Annotated in this window: 13 protein-coding genes; 10 read left to right on the top strand and 3 right to left on the bottom strand. The window is 51.0% G+C overall.

All coding sequences use genetic code 11. From position 1 onward, the window contains the following. The first annotated feature begins 32 nt into the window (after window positions 1–32). A complete protein-coding gene (locus B153_RS0100360; RefSeq protein ID WP_026261807.1) occupies window positions 33–962 on the top strand; it encodes a homoserine kinase in 930 nt (309 codons plus the stop codon). Between the two features lie 106 nt (window positions 963–1,068). On the opposite strand, the gene B153_RS0100355 is transcribed toward B153_RS0100360, so the two are convergent. After that, window positions 1,069–2,400, bottom strand: a complete 1,332-nt coding sequence (locus tag B153_RS0100355; protein WP_020594656.1) for a lytic transglycosylase domain-containing protein — start codon at window positions 2,398–2,400, stop codon at window positions 1,069–1,071. Window positions 2,401–2,748: 348 nt separating this feature from the next. On the opposite strand from B153_RS0100355, the gene B153_RS0100345 reads away from it, so the two are divergent. Next, window positions 2,749–5,178, top strand: a complete 2,430-nt coding sequence (locus B153_RS0100345) for a glycoside hydrolase family 20 protein (protein WP_020594655.1) — start codon at window positions 2,749–2,751, stop codon at window positions 5,176–5,178. An 18-nt stretch (window positions 5,179–5,196) separates the two neighbouring features. On the opposite strand, the gene B153_RS0100340 is transcribed toward B153_RS0100345, so the two are convergent. Next, the gene (locus B153_RS0100340) at window positions 5,197–6,231 is read right to left on the bottom strand and encodes a LacI family DNA-binding transcriptional regulator (RefSeq protein WP_020594654.1); all 1,035 of its coding nucleotides are present in this window, start codon (window positions 6,229–6,231) and stop codon (window positions 5,197–5,199) included. A gap of 414 nt (window positions 6,232–6,645) precedes the next feature. Between B153_RS0100340 and B153_RS0100335 the strand changes: the two genes are divergently transcribed. The 6 genes from B153_RS0100335 to B153_RS0100310 all read left to right on the top strand — a co-directional run bounded on the left by B153_RS0100335 (window position 6,646) and on the right by B153_RS0100310 (window position 17,264). Continuing rightward, the gene (locus B153_RS0100335; RefSeq protein WP_020594653.1) at window positions 6,646–7,944 is read left to right on the top strand and encodes an MFS transporter; all 1,299 of its coding nucleotides are present in this window, start codon (window positions 6,646–6,648) and stop codon (window positions 7,942–7,944) included. Between the two features lie 311 nt (window positions 7,945–8,255). Then, a complete protein-coding gene (locus B153_RS0100330) occupies window positions 8,256–9,803 on the top strand; it encodes a glycoside hydrolase family 28 protein (RefSeq protein WP_020594652.1) in 1,548 nt (515 codons plus the stop codon). Further along, window positions 9,800–12,307 carry a family 20 glycosylhydrolase gene (locus B153_RS0100325; protein ID WP_020594651.1) on the top strand — a complete coding sequence of 836 codons (2,508 nt, stop codon included), beginning with the start codon at window positions 9,800–9,802 and terminating at the stop codon, window positions 12,305–12,307. The genes B153_RS0100330 and B153_RS0100325 overlap by 4 nt, the downstream gene beginning before the upstream one ends. Then, complete coding sequence (locus B153_RS0100320) at window positions 12,294–13,538, top strand: YyaL domain-containing protein (RefSeq protein ID WP_020594650.1); 1,245 nt, start codon at window positions 12,294–12,296, stop codon at window positions 13,536–13,538. The genes B153_RS0100325 and B153_RS0100320 overlap by 14 nt, the downstream gene beginning before the upstream one ends. Window positions 13,539–13,587: 49 nt before the next feature. Further along, window positions 13,588–16,416, top strand: coding sequence for a TonB-dependent receptor (locus tag B153_RS0100315; protein ID WP_020594649.1), 2,829 nt, complete (start codon window positions 13,588–13,590; stop codon window positions 16,414–16,416). Window positions 16,417–16,472: 56 nt separating this feature from the next. After that, window positions 16,473–17,264 carry a glucosamine-6-phosphate deaminase gene (locus B153_RS0100310; RefSeq protein WP_040760590.1) on the top strand — a complete coding sequence of 264 codons (792 nt, stop codon included), beginning with the start codon at window positions 16,473–16,475 and terminating at the stop codon, window positions 17,262–17,264. 213 nt (window positions 17,265–17,477) lie between these two features. Here the strand turns inward: B153_RS0100310 and B153_RS0100305 are convergent, their stop codons facing one another. Continuing rightward, window positions 17,478–18,224 carry an SH3 domain-containing protein gene (locus B153_RS0100305; RefSeq protein WP_020594647.1) on the bottom strand — a complete coding sequence of 249 codons (747 nt, stop codon included), beginning with the start codon at window positions 18,222–18,224 and terminating at the stop codon, window positions 17,478–17,480. 177 nt (window positions 18,225–18,401) lie between these two features. Between B153_RS0100305 and B153_RS0100300 the strand changes: the two genes are divergently transcribed. After that, window positions 18,402–18,848 (top strand): hypothetical protein, encoded by a 447-nt coding sequence (locus B153_RS0100300; RefSeq protein WP_211221642.1) that lies wholly within the window; start codon window positions 18,402–18,404, stop codon window positions 18,846–18,848. Between the two features lie 47 nt (window positions 18,849–18,895). Beyond that, window positions 18,896–19,285, top strand: coding sequence for a helix-turn-helix domain-containing protein (locus tag B153_RS34415; protein WP_020594645.1), 390 nt, complete (start codon window positions 18,896–18,898; stop codon window positions 19,283–19,285). Window positions 19,286–19,291 lie beyond the last annotated feature (6 nt).

The raw sequence follows: 19,291 nt of genomic DNA, 5'->3' as shown, positions 1-19,291 counted from the left end.
GCTTACCTTTGCGCTTCGTTGATTCTTCTATCGTGGATTCTATTCGTGTGTTTGCCCCCGCAACGGTAGCCAATGTGGCTTGCGGGTTCGATATTTTTGGTTTTGCGGTCGATAACCCCGGCGATCAAATCACCCTTACTGTCTCCGAGGAACCGGGGGTTCGAATTACCGATATTCTGGGCGATGACGGTCGTTTGCCGCGTGAAGCGAGCCGCAATACGGCTGGTATCTCCATTCAGACCTACCTGAAACACATCAATCGGACAGATCTAGGACTCGATATTGTTCTACAGAAACAAATGCCCCTCGGTAGTGGACTTGGTTCCAGTGCTGCCAGTGCCGTAGCTGGTGTATTTGCGGTAAATGAACTACTTGGCCGTCCGCTCCCGGTTATGAAACTGCTGCCGTTCGCCATGGAAGGCGAACGAATTGCCTGCGGCTCAGCACATGCCGACAATGTAGGCCCGTCTTTGTTGGGTGGGTTCGTGGTCGTTCGCAGTTACCAGCCGCTGGATGTCATTCGGATCGATACGCCCGCCAGCTTATATTGCACACTCGTTCATCCCGACATTGAGGTCAATACGAAAGATGCCCGTTTCATTCTGAAAAACGAGGTGTCGCTGAAAAACACCATTACACAGATGGGGAATGTGGCCGGGCTGATCGCTGGTTTGATGACTCCTGATTACGATCTCATCAGCCGCTCGCTGGTCGATGTGATTATTGAACCCGTGCGCTCTATCCTGATTCCCGAATTTAGCGAAGCCAAACAGGCCGCTTTGGATAATGGTGCATTAGGCTGTAGCATTTCCGGTTCAGGCCCCTCAATGTTTGCCCTTAGCCGGGATGCACAAACCGCCGAGCAAATCGGGGCCGCCATGCAACAAGCTTTTTTATCGGTCGGCATTACCAGCGAAGCCTACGTATCCGAAATCAATAAACAAGGCCCGAAGGTGCTGTAAATGAATGATTGAATTGTTGAATGATTGAATTGTTGAATAAAAAGCTTGCGCCAGCTTATTCAACAATTCAACAATTCAACAATTCAATCATTTAACAATTCAATCATTATAACTCTTCCCACGTCAATTGCCAGCCGTCCAGTCGGGAGGGCCGCGATACGCCGGGTTGTTTGGGCTGCTCGGTAGCCACCAGTTTAAGAGGAGCGGTTTGCTGGGTTTGCGCGCTGGTCAGTCGGTCAGTACGAAGGAAAACCCGCCCAGAACCCGGATCAATAATTTCGATATGTGCCTGAATCAAGTCGCCTACGGCAAATGAGCGGCCATTGATCGTAACAGGCTGGACTACCTGAAACATACAGAGTTGCCCTTCTGTCAGCGGCCCTTCACTCAAACTCCGGGTCATCAGCCGGACAACCGATCCCGATGACGACACTGCTTTTTCAACAGGTGTAGCGGGTGCGGAGGCTGCTTCCGATGGTTCAGACTGGATTTCAGGCTCCGTTGTGTCGTCGTCAGTTAGCAGCACAACGTTGGTCGTTGAATCAGTCACAAAGACAGGCCCGTCATCTTCTTCCGCAGTTGACAACCGATTGGCCGCCAGATTTTCAAACGTTTTTTCATCAATATCGAACGAGGATAGTATCGTTGCCCGCTCGGCCGATGCAATTACGTCCATCCCATCGCTGAGCGCGGCCAGATGGCGGCTACTTAGGCGGTCCCGATAAATCTGCGGTCGGGTGAGAAGTTCTTTAATCGCAACCGTCTGGTACAGATACGCCTTGGTTTCAGCGGCCCGATACGGCAACGCCATCGGGTGCACGTTGGGATGCTGACGGCTCAGTTGCTGGATGTAATTAGGGCCTGCATTGTAGGCTGTAGCGACCAGCATCCAGGACCCCAACTGGTCGTATAATTCATTGATGTACCGACAGGCCGCATGAGTCGCTTTGACCAGGTTGAACCGTTCATCACGCCGACGCGATACATTTAAACCAAGCGACTGAGCCGTTTGAGGCATTAGCTGCCAGAACCCGGCCGCCCCTTTCCGCGATACTGCGTGATTGGTAACCGCGCTCTCGAGCAAGGGAAGAAACTTAAAATCTGATGGAATCCGGTATTGCTTAAGGATAGGCTCGATGAGTGGAAAAACAACGGAGGCCCGTCGTTTCAGGACCGTCAGATCGCCCGCATAGGAAGCCTGCTGATTCAACGTCCGAATCCATCGCTGCACAATGGCAGGCTGATTGGTTGGAATGGCCTCGCCACAGAAGTGAACCGGGCTTTCATCGTTGCTGGGGCCTTTGAGGTGCATAGCCAGTGCTTTCACAGGTGCAGCAACATTTAGGGCAAGTAGTGAGTTAGTTTGGGCAACTGCCGAAGAAAAAGTCAAGGTGACGCCGACAAGTCCAGCCGCCACTATCAGGGATAGTTTCGCCATTAACAACTATGGGTTACGATGGATACCTACTCAGCCGCTCGCCAGAACGGCACTCGATACTTACGCGGCTAATAACTTCCGTGCAAAACCCACTCATTCAGCAGCCGCATCAAAACTCTTTGCTGAACAGTGCTAACGTATTTTCAAGAAACGACCGTTATGAAAGAACAAATCGTTGAATTCGTTGAGTCAGTAGTAGGAGACTGGGAGGCCCAGTTGCTGTCTAAAAGACGGCGAAAAAACGCCGACAAATCTGACCAATGGATGGCGATTGGTCATTGTGTTTGTAAAAGTACAAATGTGGGCTAAAAAAAACAACATTTTAGCCTCAATTCGTGAAACTCCGTTATGATTATCCGCTTTGCAGTGCTTCTGGCATTTTATTTTATTGGACCGCCTATCTTTTGCCAAACGACCGATCGATACACGATTATCCCCCGACCTGCTCAGTTGGACCCTCAGGCCGGAGAGTTCATGATCGATCATACGACGGCGATTTTAGTACCTGATGCAGACGTTGAGCTTAAGGCCATAGCCGACGGATTTGCACAACAGATTCATCGAAACACCGGGATAATGGTTCCAGTAAAACCGGCCAGTAGTGCCTTGCTGCCCGGACAGGCCAGTGGCACAAACGTCATTCAGTTCGCCCCTGTGCGCGATTCCACCCTGGGCTCCGAAGGGTATCACCTCGACATTACGCCTAAGTTGATCACGGTACAGGCCACCACATCCAGAGGTTTCTACTATGCTGTCCAGACCCTTTATCAACTTCTCCCTCCTGTGGTGGTAAGTGCTGGGGCTAAGCATATTGGGAGTTTACTGGAACGCAACCCGTCAGCGCAGCCTCCTATGCTCCTTGCCTTACCTATTCCTGCCTGCCGAATTCAGGACAAACCCCGCTATCCGTATCGGGGCATGCATCTGGATGTGGGTCGCCATTTCTTTTCGATAGATTTTCTAAAAAAATACCTCGATCTGATGGCCCTGCACAAGTTCAACACCTTTCACTGGCACCTGACCGACGACCAGGGCTGGCGCATCGAAATTAAGAAACACCCGAAACTGACGCAGATTGGTTCGCGCCGGAGCGAAACGATTGTAGGACACTACGACGGCAATGACCCGCAGGTCTTTGACGGCAAACCGTACCATGGTTATTATACACAGGACGAAGTTCGTGAGATAGTCCGGTATGCGGCATCGAAGTACATTACCATTGTTCCCGAAATTGAGTTGCCCGGTCATGCGCTGGCTGCTTTAGCATCTTATCCAGACCTAAGCTGTTCTCCTCAGAAAGGCTATCAGGTGGCCACTAAATGGGGGGTTTTCGACGATGTGTTCTGCCCGACCGAAAAAACGTTCGCCTTTCTGGAAGATGTACTTACTGAAGTCATAGCGCTATTTCCGGGGCTGTACATTCATATCGGTGGCGATGAATGCCCAAAATCCGTCTGGCGTCAAAGTGCCTACTGTCAGCAACTGATCAAGCGGGAAAAGTTGAAAAACGTCAATGAATTGCAACGCTATTTCATCAAGCGAATCGATCAGTTCGTCACCTCAAAAGGCCGTCGTATTATTGGCTGGGACGAAATACTGGAGGGGGCCAGCCCCAAACTACAGCTTTCAGCCAATGCCACGGTTATGTGCTGGCGAGACATACGCGGGGGCATTCAGGCGGCACGCCAGCACCACGATGTGATCATGACACCGGGACAGTTCTGCTACTTCGATCATTTGCAGGGTGACCCTCAACAGGAACCTACGGGCTTTGGTGGTTCACTACCTCTGGCAACCGTATACAGCTACGACCCCACCCCGGCCGGGTTGTCGACAGACGAAGCGTCGCATATTCTGGGAGCGCAGGGCAATTTATGGACCGAGTATATTCCGACCCAGCAGCAGGCCGAATACATGCTCTGGCCCCGGGCGGCAGCGCTGGCCGAAGTTGTCTGGACACCGCTGGCCCAGAAGAATTATCCCGATTTTCTGCGTCGGCTCATGACTCATTTTATACGCCTGGACTACCTGAACGTCAACTACGCACGCACGCTATTCGATGTACTCCCCACAGCCAAACCCACGTCGGATGGGCATCTGGAACTACGTATAACCCCTACCGATCCGGCCATGGAGACTCTGACTCGGGAGGCCCGTTACACCACCAATGGCACCCTACCAACCAGCGAATCGACCCTATACCAAAATCCATTCATACTTTCCCAATCGGCTACCGTTCGGACAGCAACCTTCGAAATGGGCAAACCAATAAGTCAGCCAGCCAAGGTAGAGAAATCCTTCATCGTTTCGAAAGCAACCGGCAAACCGTACACCTTGCTCAACGCGCCTACCAGTGGGCGTCCCGACCGGAATTACAGCCTTACCGATGGCAATACGGGTAGCATGGGCGGTTATGAAGTAGCCGGTGTCGTTGCGTTCAGGAATGACTTCAACCTGGTCGTTGATCTGGGTCAATCGGAAACGATCGAACGTGTACGGATTGGGTTTCTGAAGTACACAGCCCGAAACCTATGCCTGCCTAAACAGGTCGATATATCGGTATCGGAAGATGGAAAAACGTTTAGGCCCACCTTAACGGCAAAAACCAACGCAGCCGAAGGAGGCAAACGCGGTTTCGTACGACTCTCATTCGATTTCGGCCTTACCCAGGCTCGCTATATTCGTATCATTGCCCGTAATGTTAACTACGTACCCGCCGGGCTTCGCAATCCGGGTAAACCGGCCCAACTAGCTGTAGATGAAATTGAAGTAAACTGATCTCGATACCGTACGAAATCAATGATCCATTCTACTTATGGCCCGTTGCGAAGACCGTCGAACCATGAGTTTGGTTTTTAAGACCGTGTTTATCGAGGTAATTTGCTCATCGGGGTTTTGAATCAGATTTATCAACAGTTTAGCGGCCGATTGCCCCATCTCGAAGGTAGGTTCAGCCACTGAACTTAGCGGTGGATTCAACAGAGAGGCAATTGGCAAATCGGCGAAACCAATTAAGGCGATCTCCTCCGGCATGGATAGACCTAATTCATTAATAGCCGCATGGCTTCCCAATGCGATTGCATCACTGGCGGCAAAAATACCATCAGGTCGATCGGGGCTACTGAGCAGTTCACGCGTAACCGCTAGGGATTGTTCAGGGTTAAAGGGTAAGGGAATAATCCACTCCTCTCTCACAGGGCGATTGTGATCCAGCAATGCTGTTCGGTAACCATCAATTCGTCGTCGACTTGTCAGGAGATGTTCAGGCCCTGACAAGAGCGCTAGCTGTTCACAGCCCTGGTTAAGCAGATGCTCAGTGGCCATATACGCTCCTTCAAAATCATCGACCGAGACACTATGCGTGTCGATCCCTTCACAAACCCGGTCAAAAAATACGATAGGAAAACCACGCTCACGCATCGTCTGGAAATGGGAAACATCTTTTGTGGAGGTAGCAATTGACACCAGCAACCCATCTTTCCGTTGCTGGAGAATATGTTTCACATTCAATACTTCGCGCTCGTAGCTATCATGGCTTTGGTAAATGACTACCTGGTAGCCCTGTGCAAAGGCGATGTCTTCAATGCCTGCTATGACGACGGCAAAAAACGGATTGGCAATTTCTGGAACAATCACACCGATTTCTTTGCTATGGCTGTTCAATAGATTTAATGCTGCCGGATTAGGGTTATACTCAAGCCGTTTTGCCAGTTCGAGTACCCGCTGCTTGGTGGGCTCACTAATCTCCCAACTATCCCTTAAGGCTCTGGAAACAGTGGAAATTGACAGGTTCAATTCTTTAGCAATGTCTTTAATTGTCACTTGTTTCATTACGAGCCATTTATAAAAATAATCCTATTTTATTGCCGTACGACCCAAAGCCTCCACCTGGAGTAGCCCCAGGTTTATCTCGTTTGGGTGGCCAATTGATGCTGAACGTCCCTGCACAAACCGGGTTTACGCAAAGGTTCTCGGGAACCTTTGCGTAGAAAAATACATCTATTTTCGGCTTTTTTTTTGGTTTTCTATCAAACTGAACTCTACCTTTTGAAAGATTTCTTTACATGTTTCGGCATTTGTCAACCGATTGGCTCCCTATTTTTTACAATAAATGAAATGAGAGAGTGTTGACCTTCCTTAACAAACCGGATCCTGGAATGACCTGATCTGATTAACCGATAAAAGCGGCTCCGTCCAGATGCTGTACACCCGTTTAGAAAAGATTCACCGTCTAACTTGACACGAATGACTAAGACTACCCAGTTACAGGGCCGCATTGGAAATTATCGCTGGTTTATCTGTGCCATGCTGTTTGCCGCTACCACCATCAATTACCTGGATCGGCAAATCCTGGGCTTGTTAAAACCTACCCTGGAGAAAATTTTCAGTTGGACGGAATCCGATTACAGCTATATCGTCATGGCTTTTACGGCAACCTACGCCCTGGGGCAGCTACTGTATGGACGCGTGATCGACCACATCGGTACCCGATTGGGCTACATCATTTCGGTGAGTATCTGGAGTATCGCAGCCGTTCTGCATGCGTTTATCCGTACAACCTTTGGCTTTGGTCTGGTACGGGCGTTGCTGGGGGTAGGCGAATCGGGAAACTATCCGGGTGGTGTCAAAACGGTAGCCGAGTGGTTTCCTAAAAAAGAACGGGCCCTGGCTGTCGGCATTTTTGATTCGGGCTCAAACATTGGTGCCTGCGTTGGCCCCATTTTAGTCCCTTTCATCCTGGCGCTGTACGGGTGGCAAATCGCGTTTATTATTACAGGCTCTCTGGGCTTTATCTGGTTGCTGTTCTGGTTTTTACTGTATGAGGTTCCGGCCCGGCAAAAAAGGCTGAGTCGTGCGGAGTATACCTACATCCACAGCGACAATGAGGTTGAAGAACCTACGGCAGGGGGAGTATCCTGGGGAAAGCTACTTGGCCACAAACAAACCTGGACGTTCATTACGGGCAAGTTTTTTACCGACCCCATCTGGTATTTTTTCCTGTTCTGGCTCCCTGCCTATTTCAACGCATCTTTCCACCTCGACCTGAAAAAGCCCAGCCTACCCCTGGTCATTGTCTACACAGGTACAATGATTGGCAGCATCGGCGGGGGTTATCTATCGTCGTGGCTGATTCAGAAAGGGTGGCCCGTCTACAAAGCCCGTAAAATGGCGCTGCTCGTATCCGCTATTGCGGTCGTACCCATTCTGATCACACGCTATACCACAGATATGTGGCTGGTGGTATCGCTGATTAGTTTGTCCGTAGCCGCCAACCAGGCCTGGAGTGCCAATATTTTCACCATCGTATCCGACATGTTTCCAAAGCGGGCCGTGAGTTCGGTTGTTGGCCTGGGAGGTATGGCGGGGGCTGTCGGCGGGGTATTATTCGAAAGTCTTATTGGGTATATCCTGGATGTGTTCAAAGCATCGGGCAACATCGTTGTAGGCTACAACATTATTTTCCTGATCTGCGGCAGTTCGTTCCTGGTAGCCTGGCTGATCATCCACTGGCTTACTCCGAAAATGGAGCCGGTAAACGTATAGACTATTCCTGAACCTTAACAACTCAAACGTGACACTCAACGGAACCAGGGCACTTCCCATACGCGATCACCTCGTATAGCCATTTTATCGGATGCTGGTGTGGCAGCGTATACCCAGCCGATTACTGAATCCTGAATCGGCTTTCTGATGCAGGTTTTGCCTGGGGAGTTTACCGCTAATGTATAGCGGGCTGATAAACACGTCCCAACAGTAACCCAGCGCATGCACTGCCAATGCCGGCCAGTTATACTCATTGATCACTTTATCCTACAAAACCGGCGGATCACCCTGTTTTCTAACCCGGCTAATTTATGAAAGCTTTACTCGCTAGTACGCTCGTCGCCTTAACTACGTTTGCCAACGCTACGGATGTCAACGTGCTGACGTTCGGAGCCAAAGGTGATGGCAAAACAGACAACACTACAGCCATTCAAAAAACCGTTGACGCCTGTGCGACATCGGGCGGGGGCCTGGTGATTTTCCCAGCCGGTAATTTTCTGACGGGCACCATTCAGCTCAGGAGTCACGTTGTGCTTCACCTTTCGACAGGTAGCCAGCTTACGGGCACCACCGTACTGGCCAAATATCCTTACCAGCAACACGGGTTCAAATTTTACGGCGCCGAGTGGGCCAGACAAAGCCTGATCTATGCACACAAGGCTGAACAGGTAGGTATCGAAGGCTATGGTACCATCGATGGACAAGGAGCCAGTTTTGCCACGACTACGTTAAAAAAGCCCGACCGTTACCGAAATCGGCCTTATTTGTTGTGGTTTATCGACTGCAAAAACGTACGGGTGAGTGGCGTAAACCTGCGCAATTCAGCCTTCTGGATGCAGCACTATCTGGGGTGTGAGGATGTGAGCATCAACGGCATTAGCATCTGGAACCACTCCAACAAAAACAACGACATGATTGATATTGATGGCTCACGAAACGTGACCATCCAGAACATCAAAGGCGATTCGGACGACGATGGACTGACGCTGAAAAGTACCTCTCCGCTGATTACGGAAAACGTCACGGTAATGAATTGTGTGTTGAGCAGCCATTGTAACGCCTTGAAGCTAGGTACCGAATCGACGGGCGGCTTCCGAAACGTGGTCATTACCAATTGTGTCATCAAACCATCGGCCCAAAAGACCACCATTTACGGCAAACCGGCTGGCATCAGCGGAATCGCCCTTGAACTGGTCGACGGGGGGGTTATGGAAAACATAGCCATCAGCAACATCATCATGGAAGGGCCCGAAGTACCGATTTTCATCCGTTTAGGCAATCGGGCACGCAAATATGACGACCAAGCCCCTACGCCGGGACCAGGGCGCGTCCGCAACATTCGTCTGACAGGGATTACGGCAACGGGGGGTGGCAAAACGGGCTGTTCCATTACGGGTATCGAGGCTGCTAAACTACGCGAAATCAGCCTGAACGATATTTCCATCGATGTGTCGGGTGGGGGCGAAGCCAGCGACATGCTGAAGTCGGTTCCTAAGCTGGACGACCAGTACCCCGAAGGAACCATGTTCGGCACGTTACCTGCCTACGGTTTCTACATCGCTCATGCTGAAAATGTCCAGCTCAGTAACGTGCACTTTACCTGCCTCAAACCGGATAGCCGACCTGCCCTGGCCCTTGACGCGGTTGCAGATTTTACACTGGATCGCATTACTATGCCGACAACAGCGGATGCAGGGGCCGCCGTTTACGTAACAGGCGGCAGCCAGGGATTGATCCGCCAAAGCTCGGCTCGCGGCCCCGCCAAAAGCTTCGTCGCAAAAGCAGGCGCCAACACGCAGGTAAAACTGGTTGAAAACGACCACCCTCAGATACGAATCACCGAAACGAGTGTCCAATGAAACGAATCAAGGCCATTTTATTGGGGTTACTGGTTGGTTTTGTGCTAAATCCGGCCACAGCGACGACCCTTCCGGTAGTACCCTATCCGCAGCAGGTGACGCTGGGTAAGCGATTGGCGCCAATCGGTACGGCCCTTGCGTTTGCAGGCTATGGCCTTGAAGCGAGCTTGACGAAACGGCTCACAACAAACTGGCAACTGCTTACCGCACATCAACCTGTACGGGGAGTTCGTCAAACCATTACACTGGTCTTATCCGGCCAATCGGCCAAAACCAATGCGCTGGTTGAGTCCTACTCGTCTGGCTGGTCCAACAAGGTGGGGGCTGAAGGGTACATACTCGTACTGAATACCAACCACAAATTCATTGCCGCCAATACCGAAACCGGACTTTTCTATGGCCTGCAATCGCTGAAACAACTCGTCCGCGCGGGCTGGGATCAGGAGGTAATCATCACCGACTGGCCTTCGTTTGCCAATCGGGGCATTTACGACGACATCAGCCGGGGGCCGACCCCAAAGGTCAGCACGATAAAAAAGCAGATCGAACGACTGGCCGAATTGAAGGTCAACTCCCTCTCGTTCTACATTGAGCACGTAATTCAGCCCCGCTCCTACCCCGATTTTGCCCCCGCTGATGGCAAGTTGACGATAGATGATATTCGGGAGCTGTCGGCCTATGCGGCTCAGTTTCATATGCAACTGGTCGGCAGTTTCCAGTCGTTCGGTCATTTCGCCAATATTCTGTCGCAGCCCAGGTACCAGCCAATGGGCGAAACGTCTTCAATGATTTCCCCGCTTGACCCGAAAGCGAAAACGTTTCTGGCGAGCGTCATTACCGAGCTATGCGGAGCGTTTAACTCGCCCTACTTCAACGTCAACTGCGACGAAACGTTCGATCTGGGCAAAGGCAAATCCAAAGCCTACGTCGACAGCGTGGGGGTAGCGAAGTATTACGCCGACCACATCAGGTTTCTGTACGACGTGCTCAAAAAACAGAACAAACAACTCATGATGTGGGGCGACATTGCTCTGCAGCATGAAGAAATTCTGGACCTGCTCCCGAAAGACATTCTGTACCTCACCTGGGAATACGGCGACCAGAAATCCTACGATACCTGGATACAACCCTTTGTGAAACGGAAGCTCCAATTTATCGTTTGTCCGGGCATCGTCAACTCAAATCGGCTATTTCCGGATATGGTCATGGCCAAAGGCAACATCAACGGTTTCCTCAAAGCGGGTAAGCAGGCCGGTACGGCGGGGGTGTTGACGACCATTTGGGATGAGGGGCCCATGTGTTTTTTCCACAGCGACTGGTACGGTGTGTATACGGCTGCCGAAAAAAGCTGGAACATAAATCAGGACCAGACGGAATCCTTCAACGAACGCTACGAACGGAATGCCTACGGAACCAGCAATGGGAATTACGTAAAAGCCCTGTTCGCACTCATGGAACTTCGCAGCATTCCGCTGACTTATAATCTGGCCGAGCAGATCTGGTTGCAAAAACTCCTGCCAGACAGCAACAAGCGACTGATTATCAACAATCAGGATGTACCGAAAATACAGGCCATTATCGATAGAGGCTTATCGTATGCCCATGCCGCCGGGCCAAAATCCCATAAAGAGGATGTACAGTTTCTACAATTTACCCTCCAGCAATATCAAATACTGATGGACTCCCGGCTGCGGTTGGCGCAGGCTGCCGATACGTACCGAACCGCCCAACGCCAGCCTAACACCACCGACCTATCCAACCTGGTACAGATCATTTCAGGGTTGCAAGCCCGGTATCAGTCCTTAAAAGAAACGTACCGCAGCCTGTGGGAAGCCGAAAATCAGCCCTACTATCTGGCCATCAATCTGAAAGGATTCGATACCAAGATCAACCAATTACAGGCGCTGAACACCCGGTTGCAGTCGATCCTTTCATCGTCGGGTAACCTGCCCAGTATTGCCTCCATTGGGCTTGATATTCAGGCCAGCAATGCCTTTTACTTTCAAAACTGGCTTCTGACGGGGCCATTTAAAACGCGAACGCCCCCCCATTTTCTTTACTCCGAAGACTCTGTCGACAACGTCCCACCCAAGCCCGGGGACATGGCACACTATCAGGGCAAAACCTACCGCTGGCAGAAATACATCTCGCAGGAGGGTGGAATTGTCGACCTGGGCGATTACTACAAAACCACCGCTGAGGCCGTGGCATATGCCTACTGTTCGATCACGACTGATAGTGCCCAGGCAGTTACGGCATTGGTAAACGCTCAGGCCGTGGATCTGTATGTAAACGGCGTTCAGGTCAAAGCAGATAAATCCGTCAATCAGGACGAGACCCCTTTCGCCATCAACCTGACCAAAGGCGTTAACCACATCCTGCTCAAACTACCGGCTTCGCCTTCCTGGACTTTTTCCTTTCGGCTAGCTACCCCCAAGCCTATCACCAACCATAAACATAAGTATTCCCTTAATACCAAAACGTCCGTACATGAAGCTGATTAACCGATTAGTAAGCCTAGCCGCCTGGGCTGTTCTGGGGTCGCTGCCAGGTGCCCATGCACAGGTAAAAAAAGAGGTCGCTGTAAAAGCCATCAACGATATGGCGACCTACATAGCAACCACCATGCTGGATGAACAGGGTAAATCGCGTTGCGACTACAACCTCACCGAAGGCAAGTGGTACCCGTATGAAGTACCCTGGCATACGGGTCAGGCCGTATATGCGATGCTGGCAGCCTATAAGCAAACCAAAAATCCTAAATGGCTGGCTAGTGCCCGAAAGGCAGGCGATTACTGGATCAGCCTGCAAATCAAAGACCATCCCAAACTCAAAGGCATGCTGGGGGCAGTGCATGGCGACGCCATCGGCGATTCGACCATCGTATTTGCGACCATTTCTGACGGTACTCCGGGCATTTACGAACTCACCCGCGTAACAGGCGACAAAAAGTATGCACAGGTAGCTACAACAGCCGCCGAGTGGATGCTTAAAAACATGTATTACGCGGAGAAAGGGGTTTGCTACGATGCGGTTGATTTAGGGACAGGTGTAGTCGAAAAAGAGCATAGCGAATTCTGGAAGAATAAAAAGGAGCAATCGCTGTACGACGTTTCCCGGCCCAATACGGAAGGCTGGCTCTTTCTGGACGCCTATGAGTTCAATAAAAACAAAGCCCTGCTGGATGCCCACATCAACCTGTCGAATAAGGTAGTTGACCTGGAAGAGAAGGGGTTATGGATGCAGTTCACCCCGAATTCAAAAGAAGAGAACTCCTTTCACCCACGCTTCAACCTCTGGTATGCCGAGTCGCTGATTCACACCTGGCAGAAAACCGGGGATAAGAAATACCTGGAAGCGGCTGCGGCTACGGGCCGTACCTATGTCAAAGCCCAGCAAAAAGATGGCACCATCTTTTACGTGAATTATATCGATGGCCGAGCCCCCGACCGGAGTTCGGTTACCGGCTCGGCAGTGGCCATGGCGGGAATCGTCTGGATCGAACTGGCGAAGGCGGGGTATACAGAATTTCTGCCCTACATCGAGAAGTCAGCGACCTGGGTGATTCAGAATCGGTTTGGGATGGATCATCCCGACAAAAACCTTCGTGGGGCCATTCTGGAAACCCGGATGCGGAGCCGTAAAGACAAGATCTGGCTCGTCAATCGGGATATAGGCACCAGCTTCTCCATCCGCTTCCTGGTCGAGTATCTGCATTTCAAGGGCCTCAACTAGCCAGCCTTCCCCACACATCTTTTCCCACTTTATACCAAACGTATCTACTATGGAACGCTGTACCGTTCATTTTTTCCGATGCACCTGCCTGGTCGTCCTGCTTCTGGCGATCAGTTTATTGCCAGCCACTGCCCAAACCAAAGGGGTTATTCGTGGTAAAATTGTGGATGAACTGGGGGGCGCATTACCCGGTGCATCGGTTCGCATTAAAGGCACAACGCAAGGGACCGTCACCAACCTGACCGGTGATTATACCCTCAGCGACCTTACCCCCGGCACCATCCATCTGGAAGTTTTTTACATGGGCTTCCAACCCTACGATCAACCCGTTACGGTTACTACAGGCGAAACAACCGTACATAACCTTACCCTGGCGAGCACCACCACCATGCTGAAAGGAGTGACGGTTACGGGTATTATGGAAGGCCAGCAAAAGGCGCTGAACCAGCAGCGCAATGCCGATAATTTCAAACAGATTGTGTCGGCCGATCTGATGGGCCGTTTCCCCGACCTGAACGTAGCCGAATCCTTACAGCGACTCCCTGGTGTCACCATCGGCCGGGAGCAGAATGAAGGGTCGACGGTGCAGCTACGGGGTACGCCGGGAAACTATACAAACATCAACATGAACGGTGAACAGATTATGGGGACCCAGGAACAAGGGCAGCGAAATGCGCAGCTCGACCTGATTCCGGCCAATGTTCTGTCGTCGATGGAAGTGGTGAAGACCCTTACCCCAGACCTGGATGGCGACGCCATTGCCGGAGCCATCAACATGAAAACCCCGACCGCCGTTAGTCTGAAACCCCGTATTTCCATTGATCTGGCAGCAGGTTACAACAAGTTACGCGACAAAGCGAACGGCATCGCGAACCTGAGCTATAACCAGCGCTTTTTTCAGACCGACAAAAGCCCGAACGGCAAACTGGGGCTGGCTCTGTACGGAAGTTACTACCGCACCAACAACGGCTACGATGAGATCAACGCGCAGGTGTGGCAGGCAAAAGATTTTAATGACGGGCAGGGATCAATTCTCTTCCCTACCGACATTCGGATCGTTCACCTCAACAACCTCCGCACCCGCAAAGGGCTTACGGCAACAATCGATTACAGCTTCAACCCCACGGCTTCGCTTGTTTTCAACGCTACATACACCAACCTGGACAACGATGCGGAACGCTACCGAAAACGGACGCGGATGCAAACGGCCAATACGACCCGTACAGCCGACGGGGTCTATACCACCACTCGGGGCCGGGGCTACAACGAGTACCTGAACCGTAGCATTGACAACGGCAACTTCAATATGAGTCTGGAAGGTGAAAAGCAGTTCAGCCGACTTAAACTGGATGGGGGGTTATTTTATACGAAATCGCTGCTGGAACAAACGGCCAACTCGTACAACTACATCACCGGAAATGTACCGCTGACAATTTCACAAATAGCCGGAGATTACATTCAGGCTACAGGCTCAACAGATGCCAAGAATAATGCTTCGCTCTACACCTATAACACCTACGAAGCCAACAATTACAACAGCGAAGGAACCAACTTCGTAGCGCGTCTGAACGCAACCTACAACTACAAAATCGGCGCGAACGATGCCTATGTCAAAGCCGGTTTCAAGCTGAAGCGAATGCATAACAAGCGGTACCGGCCCAGCTACAGTACGGCAACCTACGCGGGTCCGGCGGCTGCGGGTAATCTGACCAATTTCCTGGGAGAAGCGGAGCTGGATGATCAGCTGCTGGACAATAACCTCACCTTTGGCCGGGCCGTCAACGGCGATGCGACCATCGCTTTCCTGACTAACAATCCAAGCTATTTCCCGGCCAACCCGTTGGGGAATCAGGTGGCTGTCGATACCTATTTCTACGATGCCGAAGAGAACGTTACGTCGGGCTATGTAATGAACCGGATTCAGTTCAGAAAAGTCATGCTGCTGGCTGGATTACGCGTCGAACGAACCGGGGTAGATTACAACGCCAGACTCGTCAATCAGGATGCCAACGGCAATTTAACCTCGTCGGTACCTACCAACGCCGTTTATACTTATACCAAGTTCCTGCCCAACGTACAGACTAAATTCGATCTGGCCCCCAATACCATTGCACGGGCAGCTCTGTCGTTTGGCTATTCCCGGCCAAACTTCAATGAACTGGTCCCGAGCCGGGTGGTTAGTATCCTGAACGCTACCCTCACCGACGGCAACCCCGATCTGAAACCCGCCGGAACAACCAACTACGATGTTTCCATCGAGCACTATCTTAAAAACCTGGGGATTCTTTCCGTAGGTGGCTTCTACAAGCACATCACCAATTTTCAGTACAATAGCGTGGTGACTCTAACCGGCACCGAGTTTCCAGGCGCTAACAATTACCTCAATTATCAGTACTTCAAAACCTACAATGGTGATGACGCTACGGTATATGGACTCGAAGTGAACGCCCAGACAAACCTGACATTCCTGCCTGGATTTCTGAAAGGGTTCTCGCTGTATGCCAACTATACGTACGTGTACTCCAAAGCCGACGCGCAGTTGCGCAAGGGGCTTCGGCTACCCGGCCAGGCCGACCATACCGCCAACGGCTCTCTTTCCTATACCTACAAAGGCTTCACCGTACAGGGCAACGTAAACTACAACGGCGCTTACACAGTACTGCTTGGCGTGAATGACGCCAACGACGTAATCCGGGCCGAACGGGTTCAACTGGACGCCAATGCTTCCTATCGGATCACCAAAAACCTTACGGTGTATGCCGAAGGAACCAACCTGCTGAATGCGCCCCAAACCGATTATCTGGGCATCCGGTCGCGCCTGTATACCAAGCAGTTTTATGATTACACCGGCCGGGCCGGCTTCAAATATCGTTTTTAATAAACTGAGCGCTGGGCCCTGTACCTGCCCGGCGCCCTTCTTTCTGTATTTTCATAATGGACCAACTTACTGTAGATCAACTCACGGTCAGCATCTTTCCAACACGCCAACAAATGGGCCAGGCGGCTGCCAACGAAGCTGGTGCCTGCATCCGTCAACTGCTTACTCAACAGGACGAGGTAAACATCATTTTTGCGGCTGCGGCCTCACAGAATGAGTTTCTGGATGCTCTCGTACTCGAACCGGGTATTGCCTGGGACCGCATCAATGCCTTTCATATGGATGAATACACGGGTCTACCCAAAGATCACCCGCAACGGTTCGGCAACTTCCTGTTCGACAGGCTATTCAGCAAGGTGCCCTTCAAGCAGGTATTTTACCTAAACGAAACGGGACTGGACGATGCGCAGGAATGTAGCCGGTACAGCGCCTTGCTGGAAGCACACAGAACGGATATTACCTGCATGGGAATTGGCGAAAACACCCACCTGGCCTTCAACGACCCGCACGTTGCCGACTTCAATGACCCCTATCTGGTTAAAATCATTGACCTCGATGAGCCTTGTAAGCAGCAGCAGGTTCACGATGGATGTTTTCCCTCGGTCGGTGATGTTCCCCCTATAGCCTATACACTTACCATACCTGCTTTACTTCGGGCACAGTACATTTTCTGTATGGTACCCGGCGCTAACAAAGCCGCAGCTATTAAGCATACACTTATGGAGGAGGTTAGCGAAAAATACCCGTCAACCTCATTACGCACTCATCCCAACGCCCGGCTATACATCGATGAAGATAGCGCCCGGCTGATCGGCGAAGTCACGCACACCAATTCAGGAATAGTTTAACGAGGCTGAAGCTGCTCAAGCTTTTGACGTTAAGCTAAAAATGAGCGTTTTTGTCATTCCTTCTGCCGCACGGGCGGACCAGTTGGAATGACAAAAATGTCTTTTCTGTAAACGCTTAAACAGATTCATGTTTTGGCAAATACCCAGTATACTCCGTTGCGACAGTTACACGCCTTTGTAGCCATACAGAGTAGGAACGAGTTTGCTCATCCGTCAATCAGCCGTTGAGAACTTGAGCATCCAGCGATTGCCCTTAGGCTGAATAATCAATTGGGAATACCCACCATCACCGTCGATAGTCAGTTGCTGTTTGGCGGCATCATAGCTCCCTTTCGTTTTTTCTTTCCCAAACCAGGCTGTTCGAAATAGAACCAGTACTTCCTGCATGGTAAATTTATCCTTTGGCAGTTCCAGAATCTGCGTGGCTCCTCCTTCGTAATACTGCTCTTCAAACCGGGCGCCATCGGCATAGAAGTACTGGTACCGCTCGATGGTCCCGTTGGTGGCGGGCAGCGAGGTTCGTTTGCCTTTTACGGGCGATATAGTTCGGTAAAAGGCATCCATCAGTGACACACTACCATCCATTTTTTCACGCTGCAAAGGCTTGTACCGCGACAGATACCCATCGAACAAATACCCTTCCTGCCCAGCCTGTGTTTTTACCACCACCCACCCGCCTTTTACGGCAAACGTACCGATGGTTTCGGCGATATAGGCACTACCGGGCTCCGGCAAAGCCACTACCGTAAGCGGAGTACCATTGGCCGGAACCGAAGCGATTTTGAGACCATCTTTCGAAGGTGTTTTACGAAGCGTCAGGCTGCTGGATGCGTGCACATACACCACGTCGTTCACCTGTAACGGCTTATCGGCAGGGGCTGCCCGAGGAGTCGGGTCAACAGGCGCAAGGGGGATAAAAAGGCTCAGTGATGCAGCGATAAAAAGTATACTGTTTGGCATAGGAAGGAACGTTTAAGTCGATGGGCACTGGTGGTTTTGAAACAGTTCATCCAAAATAGGGTTCGTTTGACAAAGAAATAGCGAACGTCGATCACCGATCGAAATTAGTTAGCTATCGTGCAAACGTATTCTTCGCGCTATGGATCAGCCTGTTTAGCGACCTCAACACACGAACCTATGTCATTAAAACAAACACTCATGCTGCTTTTACTAGTTGTGGCGACAGGTGCCATAGCCCAATCGTCCATGAAAGTGGCTAATTATGCCTATGGGCAACCCGGTACCGACACCTATGAAGAGTTCAGTTTTTGGGCGAATAACGGCAAGCGGACAACCATCAGCTACACGTATGGCAAAGATCGAAAAGAAACGACTTTACAGTTTGCAGGCCAATCCAGGCTGGACAAAAAAGCCGGATTTACGGTTCAGTTTCCCAATCAATATACGTTGCAGATCATTCCGGTGGGTAATAAAATAGAGGTCATGGACAGGCAGAAAAAATACCGAAAAACGTTCCACTGGCAGTACGAAGGCCCAGTCAATGGCATTGGCACGTTCTGCACCGTTTGTGCCGAAGACGAGAAAGAAGCGATGCGTTTACTCCAGACCTATTACCTAAAATGATGGTATTATCGGATTACTAACCCAGGCCCTATTGCGCTCAACAATTCATGACGTATTACGCTACTCAGGTTCTGGCAATTCGGGATGAGCATTTTCCGGCCGATTATCAGGTCAGGCAGATTGTTCGGGCCAGGCAATTCATTGACAGCCATCTGACCGATCCCATCAGCCTGGAAACAATAGCTCAGGCCGCAGCCCTATCGAAATTTCATTTTCTACGCCTGTTCAAACGTTGTTATGGCCGCACTCCGCATCAGTACCGCACCGAACAGCGCCTTATCCGGGCTAAACAACTTCTGCAAACCGGCCTATCGACCAGCGAGGTTTGTTATGCCCTGAACTTCGATAGTACTACGTCGTTTATTGGGCTGTTCAAAAAATATACCGATTATACCCCATCGGCCTACCAGCGAAAAAAGCAATTTTCGAGAGCCTAAGTCAGC

The sequence above is a fragment of the Spirosoma panaciterrae DSM 21099 genome, assembly GCF_000374025.1.
In the GTDB taxonomy this organism is placed as follows: domain Bacteria; phylum Bacteroidota; class Bacteroidia; order Cytophagales; family Spirosomataceae; genus Spirosoma; species Spirosoma panaciterrae.
Note: the sequence above shows the minus strand (reverse complement) of the source record. Positions and strands in the feature narration are given on the sequence as shown.

Coding starts and splice junctions, on each gene's coding strand:
- B153_RS0100355 (WP_020594656.1), bottom strand. CDS start 2,400: ATGGCGAAACTATCCCTGATAGTGGCGGCTGGACTTGTCGGCGTCACC.
- B153_RS0100345 (WP_020594655.1), top strand. CDS start 2,749: ATGATTATCCGCTTTGCAGTGCTTCTGGCATTTTATTTTATTGGACCG.
- B153_RS0100340 (WP_020594654.1), bottom strand. CDS start 6,231: ATGAAACAAGTGACAATTAAAGACATTGCTAAAGAATTGAACCTGTCA.
- B153_RS0100335 (WP_020594653.1), top strand. CDS start 6,646: ATGACTAAGACTACCCAGTTACAGGGCCGCATTGGAAATTATCGCTGG.
- B153_RS0100330 (WP_020594652.1), top strand. CDS start 8,256: ATGAAAGCTTTACTCGCTAGTACGCTCGTCGCCTTAACTACGTTTGCC.
- B153_RS0100325 (WP_020594651.1), top strand. CDS start 9,800: ATGAAACGAATCAAGGCCATTTTATTGGGGTTACTGGTTGGTTTTGTG.
- B153_RS0100320 (WP_020594650.1), top strand. CDS start 12,294: ATGAAGCTGATTAACCGATTAGTAAGCCTAGCCGCCTGGGCTGTTCTG.
- B153_RS0100315 (WP_020594649.1), top strand. CDS start 13,588: ATGGAACGCTGTACCGTTCATTTTTTCCGATGCACCTGCCTGGTCGTC.
- B153_RS0100310 (WP_040760590.1), top strand. CDS start 16,473: ATGGACCAACTTACTGTAGATCAACTCACGGTCAGCATCTTTCCAACA.
- B153_RS0100305 (WP_020594647.1), bottom strand. CDS start 18,224: ATGCCAAACAGTATACTTTTTATCGCTGCATCACTGAGCCTTTTTATC.
- B153_RS0100300 (WP_211221642.1), top strand. CDS start 18,402: ATGTCATTAAAACAAACACTCATGCTGCTTTTACTAGTTGTGGCGACA.
- B153_RS34415 (WP_020594645.1), top strand. CDS start 18,896: ATGACGTATTACGCTACTCAGGTTCTGGCAATTCGGGATGAGCATTTT.